This window comes from Azospirillum ramasamyi (genome assembly GCF_003233655.1).
Classification (GTDB): domain Bacteria; phylum Pseudomonadota; class Alphaproteobacteria; order Azospirillales; family Azospirillaceae; genus Azospirillum; species Azospirillum ramasamyi.
In genome coordinates this window covers 474,478-486,613 of the sequence record NZ_CP029833.1, presented here as the reverse complement: position 1 = coordinate 486,613, position 12,136 = coordinate 474,478, and the positions used below count along the sequence as shown (strand labels likewise).

General features: G+C 68.4%; 9 protein-coding genes. 2 read left to right on the top strand and 7 right to left on the bottom strand.

Features of this window, described 5'->3' with window-relative positions; translation table 11 throughout:
* The first annotated feature begins 24 nt into the window (after nucleotides 1–24).
* Both DM194_RS24440 and DM194_RS24435 read left to right on the top strand, forming a co-directional pair.
* Nucleotides 25–2,910, top strand: coding sequence for a penicillin acylase family protein (locus DM194_RS24440; RefSeq protein ID WP_246024577.1), 2,886 nt, complete (start codon nucleotides 25–27; stop codon nucleotides 2,908–2,910).
* Nucleotides 2,907–4,121 (top strand): threonine ammonia-lyase, encoded by a 1,215-nt coding sequence (locus DM194_RS24435; RefSeq protein WP_111070203.1) that lies wholly within the window; start codon nucleotides 2,907–2,909, stop codon nucleotides 4,119–4,121. Before DM194_RS24440 ends, DM194_RS24435 begins: the two co-directional genes overlap by 4 nt.
* Nucleotides 4,122–4,237: 116 nt before the next feature.
* Here DM194_RS24435 and DM194_RS24430 read toward each other — a convergent pair whose 3' ends face one another.
* The 7 genes from DM194_RS24430 to DM194_RS24400 form a co-directional block, all read right to left on the bottom strand.
* Nucleotides 4,238–5,050: an IclR family transcriptional regulator gene (locus tag DM194_RS24430; protein ID WP_111070201.1), complete on the bottom strand. Its 813-nt coding sequence runs from the start codon at nucleotides 5,048–5,050 to the stop codon at nucleotides 4,238–4,240.
* Between the two features lie 113 nt (nucleotides 5,051–5,163).
* Entirely contained in the window at nucleotides 5,164–6,579 is a 1,416-nt protein-coding gene (locus tag DM194_RS24425) for a sigma-54 interaction domain-containing protein (protein ID WP_246024576.1), read from the bottom strand.
* A gap of 381 nt (nucleotides 6,580–6,960) precedes the next feature.
* Nucleotides 6,961–7,935, bottom strand: coding sequence for a branched-chain amino acid ABC transporter permease (locus DM194_RS24420; protein WP_111070198.1), 975 nt, complete (start codon nucleotides 7,933–7,935; stop codon nucleotides 6,961–6,963).
* A gap of 3 nt (nucleotides 7,936–7,938) precedes the next feature.
* The gene (locus DM194_RS24415; RefSeq protein ID WP_111070191.1) at nucleotides 7,939–8,826 is read right to left on the bottom strand and encodes a branched-chain amino acid ABC transporter permease; all 888 of its coding nucleotides are present in this window, start codon (nucleotides 8,824–8,826) and stop codon (nucleotides 7,939–7,941) included.
* Nucleotides 8,827–9,032: 206 nt separating this feature from the next.
* Complete coding sequence (locus DM194_RS24410; RefSeq protein ID WP_111070188.1) at nucleotides 9,033–10,241, bottom strand: ABC transporter substrate-binding protein; 1,209 nt, start codon at nucleotides 10,239–10,241, stop codon at nucleotides 9,033–9,035.
* A 164-nt stretch (nucleotides 10,242–10,405) separates the two neighbouring features.
* On the bottom strand, nucleotides 10,406–11,143 hold the full coding sequence (locus DM194_RS24405; protein ID WP_111070185.1) for an ABC transporter ATP-binding protein: 738 nt from the start codon (nucleotides 11,141–11,143) through the stop codon (nucleotides 10,406–10,408).
* Entirely contained in the window at nucleotides 11,136–11,903 is a 768-nt protein-coding gene (locus DM194_RS24400) for an ABC transporter ATP-binding protein (protein ID WP_111070182.1), read from the bottom strand. Before DM194_RS24400 ends, DM194_RS24405 begins: the two co-directional genes overlap by 8 nt.
* Nucleotides 11,904–12,136 lie beyond the last annotated feature (233 nt).

Sequence of the window (12,136 nt, the reverse complement as noted above, 5' to 3'; positions counted from 1 at the left end):
CCCCATTTTCTCCTACGGACCGTGATGCTGCGTTCCCTGATCCGCGCCGGCGAGACCTGCGCTTTCCACCTCCGCGCCGCCCTGGCGCGTGCGCTGTCCCGCCCCGCTCATCCGCCCGCTCCTCCGCCTGCCGCCCCTCCCCCCGCCGGCTATCCGCCGCACCAGATGCAGCAGGGACCGGTCCAATATCCAGGCGCACCCTATCCCGGCGTCCCCTATCCGCAGGCGCCGCAGCAGCCGGTCCATCCGGCGGACAGCCATCCCCCCGGCGGTTATCCCGCTGGCGGTTATCCCCCCGGAAGTTATCCCCCCGGAAGTTATCCTCCCGGCAGTTACCCGCCCGGCACCCATCCATCCGGCGGCTATCCGCCCGCCCCGCCCCCCTATCCGCAGCAGCCCGTTCCGCCCCCCATTCCGCCCTATGCCGGCCAGCCGGCCTACGGCACGCAGCCTCCCTATGCCCCGCCTCCGCCGAACCGTCCGCGCTTCCGCCTGCCGCGCGGGCGCTGGGGCAAGGTCGCGGCGGTCGCAGGGGGATTGGTGCTGGTGCCGCCGGCGGCTCTGCTCGGCGCCTATCTGTGGATGGGAGCGCAGCAGCCGCAGACCAGCGGCACGATCACCATCCCCGGCAGCGGCGCCCCGGCGGAGATCGTCCGCGACGCCCACGGCGTCGTCCACATCTTCGCCACGACCGAGCGCGACGCCTACCGCGCGCTGGGCTATGCCCATGCCCAGGACCGCTTGTGGCAGATGGAGGCGATGCGCCGGGCCGGCGCCGGCCGGCTGGCCGAGCTGATCGGCGTGAAATACGGCGACTTCGCGCTGCGCACCGACCGCCTGATGCGCACGCTGGGCGTCCGCCGCTCGGCCGAGGCGATGGCAGCCACCCTGTCGCCCGACGCCCGCGCAGCCTTCGATGCCTATGCCGAGGGCGTGAACGCCTATCTCGAAACCCGCTCCGAGGCGCTGCCGCTCGAATTCCAGCTTCTGCGCCACACGCCGGAGCCGTGGACCGTCGCCGACAGCCTCGTCTGGGCCAAGCTGATGGCGCTGCAGCTGTCCGCCAACTACCGGGACGAGCTGTTCCGCTCCCGCATGATGGAGCGTCTGTCGCCGCAGCAGATCGACGACCTGTTCCCCTCCGACGCGCCAGGATCGCCCACCACGCTGGCCGGCGAGCTGCGCGATCTGGACATGGGCGACATGGTGCGCCGGACCCTGGCGGCCCTGCCGCGGATGGGCTTCGACACCGCGTCCAACGAATGGGTGCTGACCGGCGCGCGCACCACCACCGGCAAGCCGATCCTCGCCAACGACCCGCATCTGGGGCTGGAGGCGCCGATCCTCTGGTATCTCGCCCGCATCGTGACGCCGGACTTCACCAGCGCCGGGGCCACCGTGCCGGGCGTGCCGCTGACCATCCTCGGCCACAACGGCAAGGTCGCCTGGGGCTTCACCACCACCCACAGCGACACCCAGGATCTGTTCGTCGAGAAGCCCGACCCGCAGGATCCGTCCCGCTACCTGACCCCCGACGGCAGCGAACCCTTCGAGACGCGGGCCGAGACCATCGCCGTCGCCGGCGAGGCGTCGCAGACGCTGACCGTGCGCAGCACGCGCCACGGCCCCGTCATCTCCGACCTGGACGCCCCGCCGGCCGGCGGGACAGCGCCCGGCCCGGTGCTGGCGCTGTCCTTCCCCGGCCTGTCCGACGACGACACCAGCGCCGAGGCGCTGTACCGCCTGAACCATGCGGAGACGGCGGAGGCGGCGCGCGAGGCGTTGCGGCTGCATGTCGCCCCCCAGCAGAACGTCGTCTATGCCGACGTGACCGGAGAGGTCGGCTTCATCACCCCCGGCCGGGTGCCGATCCGCCGCAAGGGCGACGGGCGCGTGCCGGTTCCCGGCTGGACCGGCGAGTATGACTGGACCGGCTTCCTGCCCTACTACGCGCTGCCGCAGGCGGTGAACCCGCCGTCGGGCCAGTTCGTCAATGCCAACAACGCGGTGGTCGGGCACGACTATCCCTATATCCTCGCCACCGACTGGCCGGATCCCTCGCGCGCCAGGCGCATCGTCGAGATGCTGGGCGACGGCAGCCATTCCGTCGAGGACGTGGCGCGCCAGCAGATGGACATCGTCTCGCTGCCCGCCCGCGATTTCCTGCCGGAGCTGCTGAAATACCCGACGCCCCCCGGCCGCGCCGGCGACGCCGCGGCGCTGTTGCGCGGCTGGGACGGGCGGATGGACCGCGAACGGCCGGAGCCGCTGATCTTCACCATGTGGCTGCGGGAGCTGGTGCGGGCGGTCTTCGCCGACGAACTCGGCACCGATTTCGCCTCCTACTGGGATCTGCGGCCGGAGGCGCTGCGCCGCGTCATCCATGACCGGCCGGAGTGGTGCGACGACGTCACCACCCCGCAGACGGAAAGCTGCGCCGACATGATCGGCCGGTCGCTGGAAAGCGCGGTGGCGGCGCTGGCCGAGCGCCACGGCTCCAACCCGAAGAACTGGCGCTGGGGCGACGGCCACAAGGCGGCGCTGGCCCACCGGATGCTGAGCCGCCTGCCGCTGATCGGCGGGAAGGCCGACCTGTCGGTGGAAACCGACGGCGATTACTTCACCGTCAACCGCGGTTCGACCACCATCCGCGATTCCGCCAACCCGTTCCGCCATGTCCACGGGTCCGGGTTCCGCGCGGTCTATGATCTGGCCGACCTGGACAACTCCCGCTTCGTGATCGCCACCGGCCAGTCCGGCAACATCTGGTCCCGCCATTGGGGCGATCTGGTGGAGATGTGGCGCGACGGCGGCGCGTTGCGTCTGGCCGGCGACCGTGGCACGCTGATCTCGGCAGGGGCGGAGGTGCTGACACTCACACCACGCAACACCGGGACAAGCAATCGATGACAATCACTCTGGAGGACGTGCGCGCCGCCGCGGCGCGCATCGCGGGGCATCTGCCCCGGACGCCCACGGTTCCGGCGCCCCGCCTGGGGGACATGGCGGGATGCCGGCTGCACCTGAAGCTGGAAAACCTGCACGCCACCTCCTCCTTCAAGGAGCGCGGCGCGCTGAACAAGCTCCTGTCGCTGGGCGAGGCGGAGCGCCGGGCCGGCGTCATCGCCATGTCCGCCGGCAACCATGCCCAGGCGGTGGCCTGCCACGCCACGCGGCTCGGCATCCGCTCCACCATCGTCATGCCCGGCTTCACCCCCTTCACCAAGGTGGAGCGCACCGAGAATCTGGGCGCCACCGTCGAACTGCATGGCGAGACGCTGAGCGAGGCCGCCGCCTTCGCCCAGGATCTGGCCGCGCGCGACGGCCTGACCTTCGTCCATCCCTATGACGACCCGCTGGTCGCCGCCGGCCAGGGAACCGCGGCGCTGGAACTGCTGGAGGACGTGCCGGATCTCGACATGCTGGTGGTTCCCATCGGCGGCGGCGGGCTGATCGCCGGCATGGCGACGGCGGCCAAGGCGCTGCGCCCGGATCTGGAGATCGTCGGCGTCCAGTGCAGCCTTTATCCCGCCGTACGGCAGGCGCTGGCCGGACAGCCGATCACCTGCGGCGGCGCCACGGTGGCGGAGGGCATCGCGGTGAAGGCCCCCGGCGCCCTGACCCTGCCGATCATCCGCGCCCTGGTCGACGACGTGGTGGAGGTGGGCGAGGCGCGGCTTGAGGAAGCGGTCTACCGCCTCGCCACCGTGCAGAAGCAGGTCGCCGAGGGGGCCGGTGCTGCCGCGCTGGCCGCCGTGCTGGAGGATCCCGGGCGCTACCGCGGCCGCAAGGTCGGCATCGTGCTGTCCGGCGGCAACATCGACTCCCGCATCATGGCCCAGGTGCTGATGCGCGGGCTGGTCTATGAGGGCCGCATCGTCCGCCTGCGCATCGGCATCACCGACGCCCCCGGCGCGCTGGCCCGCGTCACCCGCCTGCTGGGCGAGGCCGGCGCCAACATCGTCGAGGTCCACCACCAGCGCCTGTTCCACAATGTGCCGGTGAAGATGGCGGAGGTCGACGTGGTCCTGGAAACCCGCAACCAGACCCATGTCGACGCGCTGATCGCCCGCATGAAGGACGCCGGATACCCGACCACGCTGATGGTCGAGGTGGGGTGACGGTCAGCCCCGTCGCACTTGACCATCAGCCCCTCTCTCCTGAGGGGAGAGGGGCGTTCGGGGCGGCAAGCGGCTCCGCCCGATCCGAATGCGACGGGCCTCCCCCGCCTCTTCATTCACCCATTGAACAGCGTCGCATCGATCCGCCCGACCATCGCCACCAGCCGCGGCGCGAACTCCTCCTCCAGCGCCTTCAGATCGACCATGAAGGCCGGCCCGCCGCAGTTGAAGACCAGCACCTGCGATCCGTCGCGCGGCACGAAGGGGACGCCGACGGCATGCACCTCCGACTTCCAGGCGCCGATGGAGCGGCAATAGCCGCGCGTCCGGTAATCCTCGATGGCCTGCTGGATGCCGTCGCGGATCTCGGGCCAGCGCTCGCCCTCATGCTCCTCCAGTTTCGCCATCAGGGGCGCCCGCTCCTCCTCCGGCAAGGCGGCCAGATAGGCGCGGCCCATGCTGGTGGTCGACAGCTTGATGTGGGAGCCGACGTCGAGCGACAGGGTGACCGGCACGGTCGCCTTGCAGCATTCCAGATAGATCATGCTCAGCCGGTCGCGCCCGCCCAGCGCCACGGCAAGCCCGGTCTGGTCGGCCAGCTCCTGCATCAGCGGCCGGGCGACCTGCCGGATGCCCATGCCCGACAGGCAGGCGTAGCCCAGCGCCAGCACCGAGGTGCCGAGCCGGTATTTGCCGGTGTTCTGGTCGTAGGCGAGATAGCCCAGCTTCGCCAGCGTGTAGGTCAGCCGCGACACAGTCGGCTTGGGCAGGCCGGTGCGCTGCGCCAGTTCCAGGTTGCCCAGCATCGCTTCGTTGCGGCGGAAGGCGCGCAGCAGTTCCAGCCCGCGGGCCAGCGCGGTGACGAAGCGCGGATCCTTCTCGTCGTCCGCCAGATCGTCGGCGACCAAAGCCTCTTCGCGCCTGCGCATGACCAAATCCTCCCGCAACACGTCACGGGACGATCCTGCCAACGGCCGCAGGGCACGTCAATGAAACTATGTTCCGCTGTGCGGAATTTACGCTTGGCGACGGGTGTCGAAGCCTACTGCGTCGCCCCAAGCCCCAGCGTCACCATGCGTTCGTACAGCGACGCGCGCGAAATGCCCAGCAACTTCGCGGCCCGCGCCTTGACGCCGTTGGCCTCTTCCAGCGCAGCGGCGATGGCGTGGCGTTCGGCGGCGTGCAGCACCTCCTGCAACGGCCGCGCGCCCGCCGCCAGCGGCAGGACCGAGGCGCCAGCCGGATGCTGCATCCCAGGCAGCACGCTGCGGATATGCGGCGCGGTCAGGATCGGCGCGTCGGTCAGCGCCACCACCCGCTCCAGCGTGTTGTAAAGCTCGCGCACGTTGCCGGGCCAGTCATAGTCGCGCAGCACCTGCACCGCCGATTCCAGAAGCTCGCGCGGCGGCGTGCCCTGCTGGATCGCCAGCTGTTCCAGGATGCGGTCGGCGATGCTCTCGATGTCCTCCGGCCGGTCGCGCAGCGGCGGCAGGGTGATCGGCACCACGTTCAGCCGGTAATAGAGGTCGGCACGGAACTGCTTCTCGCGCACCAGGGCGTGCAGGTCGCGGCTGGTGGCGGCGATGATGCGGACATCGACCCGCACCACCTTGTTGGATCCCAGCGGCTCGATCTCCCGCTCCTGCAGAACGCGCAGCAGCTTGGCCTGCACCGGCAGCGGCATGTCGCCGATCTCGTCCAGGAACAGGGTGCCGCCGTTGGCCAGCTGGAACTTGCCCTCGCGGTGGCGGCGGTCGGCCCCGGTATAGGCGCCGGGAGCGACGCCGAAGAACTCCGCCTCCAGCAGGGTTTCCGGGATGGCGGCGACATTGACGCCGACGAAGGGCTTGGCGGCCCGCGGGCTGGCGGAATGGATGGCCTGGGCCAGCAGTTCCTTGCCGGTTCCGGTCTCGCCCAGCAGCAGGACGGTGCTGTCCATCTGGGCGGCGCGGCGGCCCAGCCGCTTGATCTCGCGGATCGATTCGCTGGCGCCCAGGAATTGCGAGAAGGAGTATTTGGCCCGGCGCTCATGCGCCAGCTCCTGCTGGGTGCGGGTCAGCTCCTCCTGCATCTTCTCGAATTTGCGGACCAGCGGGCGCAGATACTCGGCGCGGTCGAACAGCACGAAGCCGATGGCGCCGATGATCGACCCGTCGGTGCCGAACAGCGGCATCCGCGTCACCACGAAGGACCGGTCGTCGAACTCCATGATGTCCAGCGGCTGGGGCTGGCCGCTGTCGATCACCCGGCGCAGCTGGCTGTTGGGGATGACGTCCTCCACCTGCCGGCCGCGCGGGTCGCCGGGAACGCCCAGCAGCGCCTTGTACTTCTCGTCCATCCAGGCGATGCGGCCATTGTGGTCAACCGCGACGGCACCGACGCACATGGATTCCAGGTGTTCGAACAGGGAGTGTACCGCCCTTTGGCGCAACGCTTCGAAATCGACGGTGTCGCCCACGTCACCCTCCCAAACGGGACCGATCTTCGTCGTCCCGGTGTCGAGGCCCCTTGCGATGCCAGCTTTGGTACCTGCTGCATTGCAACGCAATTTGCCAACAATATCAGAGGTCAACATAGTAGCCCATCCGTCGGATTAAAGGGAAGGCGCACAGGATCGGGCGGGTGCGCGGGGTCGATCCGCACCCGTTCATCAGATCAGAGCTTGACGGCACCGCAAACCGGGACGGTTTTTAAAAAGACAACCCGGACCTGCTCTCTACAACTTCCGCCATACCTCTTCTCTTTTTCACGGCTTGCAACTCATGCGGGTAGGAGGGCCGGAAAAAAGAAGGGGACCTTCCGGTCCCCCCTGGGGAGTTCGCGGAAATGGATCGCGGGCTCAGTGCCCCCGCTTCGGCAGGCGGTGCATCAGTTCGCCGACGATGCCGCGGCGGAAGACCAGGACGCAGACGACGAAGATGCAGCCGATGACCACCGGCACCGGCAGGCTGGTCGCCGCCAGATAGTTGCCCAGAGTCACCACCAGCCCGGCGCCGACCACCGGCCCCAGCAGCGTGCCCATGCCGCCCAGCAGCGTCATCAGCACCACCTCGCCCGACATCTGCCACGTCACGTCGGTCAGGCTGGCGAGCTGGAAGACGATGGCCTTGGTTGCGCCGGCGAGGCCCGCCAGCGAGGCGGACAGCACGAAGGCGACCAGCTTGTAGCGGTCGGTGCGGTAGCCGAGCGAGACGGCGCGCGGCTCGTTCTCGCGGATCGCCTTCAGAACCTGGCCGAAGGGCGAATGGACCGTGCGCCAGATGATGGCGAAGCCGATGAGGAAGATCGCCAGCACGGTGTAGTACATGGTCAGCGGCTGGTTGAGGTCGAAGATCCCGAACAGCACGCCGCGCGGTACGCCCTGGATGCCGTCCTCGCCATGGGTGAAGGGCAGCTGCAGCGCCAGGAAGAAGATCATCTGGCTCAGCGCCAGCGTGATCATGGCGAAATAGATGCCCTGCCGGCGGATGGCGATCGCGCCGAAGACCAGCCCCATCGCGCCGGCGACCGCGGTGGCGGCGAGCAGGCCGAACTCCGGCGGCCAGCCCCACACCTTCACCGTATGGGCGGAGATGTAGGCCGCCCCGCCGAAGAAGGCGGCATGGCCGAAGCTGAGCAGGCCGGCATAGCCGATCAGCAGGTTGAAGGCGCAGGCGAACAGCGCGAAGCACAGCACCTTCATCAGGAAGACGGGATACAGCACGAAGGGGGCCGCGACGGCGACCGCCAGCAGGAGGACGGTGACCAGGACGGTGCCGGTGCTGCGGGAGGAGCCCCGCGCGCCGATGGTGGTGGAGTTGCTGGCGACGGTCATGGATCAGCGCTCCCGTCCGAAGAGGCCCGCGGGCTTGATGAGAAGAACGATCGCCATCACGACGAACACGACGATGTTGGAGGCTTCGGGGTAGAAGACCTTGGTCAGCCCCTCCAGCAGCCCCAGCCCGAGCCCGGTGACGATGGCGCCCAGGATCGATCCCATGCCGCCGATCACCACGACGGCGAAGACGATGATGATGAGGTTGGTGCCCATCAGCGGCGACACCTGATAGATCGGCGCGGCCAGCACGCCGGCCAGCCCGGCCAGCGCCACGCCGAAGCCGTAGGTCAGCGACACCATCACCGGCACGTTGATGCCGAAGGCCTGCACCAGCGTCGGGTTCTCCGTCGCCGCGCGCAGATAGGCGCCCAGCTTCGTCCGCTCGATGGCGTACCAGGTGCCGAAACAGACGGTGAGCGAGGCGACGACGACCCAGGCGCGGTAGTTGGGCAGGAACATGAAGCCCAGATTCTGCCCGCCCTGGAGAGCCGACGGGATCGGATAGGGCTGGCCCGACACGCCGTACTGGTGGCGGAACGCCCCCTCCAGGATCAGCGCGAGGCCGAAGGTCAGCAGCAGGCCGTAGAGATGGTCGAGCTTGTAGAGCCGCGACAGCAGCGTCTTTTCCAGCGCGATGCCGAGCAGCCCGACCGCCACCGGCGCCAGCACAAGCGCCCACCAGTAGCCGAGCCCGAGATAGGTCAGCAACAGCCACGCCACGAAGGCGCCGACCATGTAGAGCGCGCCATGGGCGAAGTTGATGACGTTCAACATGCCGAAGATCACCGCCAGCCCGAGGCTGAGCAGCGCATAGAAGGAACCATTGATCAGGCCGAGCAGAAGCTGACCGAACAGAACTTGGGGCGGAACTCCCAGCAGGCTGAACATATCCGCGTCTCTCCCGGTTCGTGGTTGTTGTTCTTCTGGGTGGGATTTTCCGGCTTCGAATGCCCCCACCTGTCCTCCCTCGCTCTCAGCGGACCTGCGGTCCGCCTGCCGCGTCATCACCAGTCCCCTCCCCCGCTTTCAGCGGACCATGGCCGGCTGAAAACAGGGGAGGGTCGGGGAGGGGGCGACAGGCGCCCCCTCGCCCGTTACTTGACCAGCGCGCAGCCGCTCTGCTTCGGGTCCAGGAAGGCGGTCTCGGCCGGGATGGTCTTCACGACCTTGTAAAAATCCCAGGGCGCCTTCGACTCGGCCGGGGTCTTGACCTGGACCAGATACATGTCGTGGAACATGCGGCCGTTGGCGGCGATCTTGCCATTCCGGGCGAACATGTCCTCGACCGGCATCTCGCGCATCTTGGCGGTCACCTTGTCGGCGTCGTCGGTCTTCGCCGCCTCGACCGCCTTCAGGTAATGCTTCACCGCCGAGTAGACGCCGGCCTGCACCATGGTCGGCTTCTTGCCGGCCTTGGCCTCGAACTTCTTCGACCACTCGCGGGTCTGGTCGTCCATGTCCCAATAGAAGCCGGTGGTCAGCATCAGGCCCTGCGCCGATTCCAGGCCCAGCGCGTTCACGTCGGTGATGAACATCAGCAGGCCGGCCAGGCTCTGGCCCGACTGGGTGATGCCGAACTCGGCCGCCTGCTTGACCGCGTTGACGGTGTCGCCGCCGGCATTCGCCAGACCGATCACGTCGGCCCCCGAGCCCTGCGCCTGCAGCAGGAAGGACGAGAAGTCGGAGGTGCCGAGCGGATGGCGGACCGCGCCGCCGACCTTGCCGCCCAGCGACTTCACCATCTTGGAGGTCTCTTCCTCCAGCGACTGGCCGAAGGCGTAGTCGGCGGTCACGAAGTACCAGTTCTTCTTGCCCTGCTCGTACAGGGCGCGGCCGGTGCCGGCGGCCATGGCGTAGTTGTCGTAGGTCCACTGGAAGCCGTAGGGGCTGCACTGCGCGCCGCTCAGCACCGTCGCGCCCGGGCCGGACATCAGGAAGATGCGCTTCTTGTCCTTGGTGATGCCCTGCACCGCCAGCGCGGCGGCGGAGTTCGGCACGTCGGCGATCACGTCGACGCCGCCGGTGTCCACCCACTCGCGCGCCTTCGACGCGGCGATGTCGGCCTTGTTCTGGTGGTCGGCGACGATGATCTCGACAGGGGCGCCGGCGACCTTGTTGCCGAACTCCTCGGCCGCCATCCGCGCGGCGATTGCGGACCCTTCACCGGCCAGATCGGCATAGATGCCGGAACGGTCGTTCATCACGCCGATGCGGATGACGTTGTCCGACACCTGGGCGGCGGCCGGAATCGCGGTCCCGGCCAGCGTCAGCAAGGCGGTGCCGGCGAGAAGAAGCGTACGCATCGAAAGGTCTCTCCCTGTTGGTTTTATTGTGGAGCGGTCCCCGTCGCGGGAAGCCGGATCCGTGTTCGTGCAAAGCTCCGGACGTCAGCCGCCTCGCCCATGACCGGGGCGGGACGGCGTCGGCGCCGGGAATGGCGCCGGGAACGGCCGGAAGGCCGGACGGGCTACACGCCGAGATAGGTGTGGAGCTTGTCCATGTTGGCGTTCAGCTGGTCGTTGGGGATCATGTCGACCACATGGCCTTCCTCCATCACGTAATGGCGGTCGGCGATGGTGGAGGCGAAGCGGAAGTTCTGTTCCACCAGCACGATGGTGAAGCCGCGCGCCTTCAGCGCCCGCACCGCCACGCCGATCTGTTCGATGATGACCGGGGCGAGGCCCTCGGTCGGCTCGTCCAGCAGGATCATGGTGGCGCCGGTGCGCAGGATGCGGGCGATCGCCAGCATCTGCTGCTCGCCGCCCGACAGCCGCGTGCCCTGGGTGGTGCCGCGGCCCTTCAGGTTGGGGAACAGGTCGTAGATCTGCGGGATCGTCATCCCGCCCTCCTTCACCACCGGCGGCAGCGTGAGGTTCTCGTCGACGCTGAGGCTGGAGAAGATGCCGCGCTCCTCCGGCACATAGCCGATGCCGAGGCGGGGGATCTTGTGCTGGGCCATGCCGATCAGCTGCTGCCCCTGGAAGCGGATGGAGCCGGTGCGCTTGCCCATGATCCCCATGATGGCGCGCATGGTGGAGGTCTTGCCGGCGCCGTTGCGGCCCAGCAGCGTCACCACCTCGCCCTGCCGCACTTCCAGGTTGACGCCGTGCAGCACGTGGCTTTCGCCGTAGAAGCCGTGCAGGTCGGCGATCTCCAGCATCGCCGTGCCGGTGTGGGCGGTCTTCGTCTGCATACCGTCAGGCATGTCCGGTCCCCATATATGCTTCCATCACCTGCGGGTTCTTGGAGACGACCTCGTACGGCCCCTCCGCCAGGATCTCGCCGCGGCGCAGGACGGTGATGGTGTCCGACAGATGGGCGACGACCGACAGGTTGTGCTCAACCATCAGAACGGTGCGGTCGGCGGCGACGCGCTTGATCAGCGCCGCGGTGCCCTCGATGTCCTCATGGCCCATGCCGGCCAGCGGTTCGTCCAGCAGCATCACCTCCGGGTCGAGCGCCAGCGTGGTGGCGATCTCCAGGGCGCGCTTGCGGCCGTAGGGCAGCTCGGCCGCCAAATGGTTGGCCCAGGGGGTGAGGTTCACCGCCTCGATCAGTTCCAGCGCCCGGTCGTGCAGCTCGTAGAGCGTCGCTTCGGACTTCCAGAAATGGAAGCTGGTGCCGAGCGGCCGCTGCAGCGCCACGCGGACATTCTCCAGCACGCTCAGATGCGGGAAGACGGCCGAGATCTGGAAGGAGCGGACCATCCCCATCAGCGCGATGTCGGCCGGCTTGGTGCGGGTGATGTCCTTGCCCTTGTAGAGGATCTGGCCGCGCGTGGGTGTCAGGAACTTGGTCAGAAGGTTGAACACCGTGCTCTTGCCGGCGCCGTTCGGGCCGATCAGCGCATGGATGGTGCCCCGCTTCACTTGCAGGTTCACCTCCTTCACCGCCACGAAACCCTTGAACTCCTTCGTCAGATTGCGCGCTTCCAGGATGATGTCGTCGTTCGGTGCGGCGTTCATCGGTCGCGAATTCTCCTCCCGTTCGTCCTTATTCCGGGCTTGTGCCCGGGGCTTATGTCCGGGCTCCCAGCCCGGGGGGCCGCCATGCGGCGGGACGTTTCACCGATTGTCGTACGCACGAAGCGTGCCATGAAAGGGGTCGCTTCGCCCGGACTGCCGGACCCGTTGAATCTCCGCGGGTTCGCCTCCGCCTCCTCTCCCTCCGCTCTGGAGCCTGGCACCGGAAAGTGTCG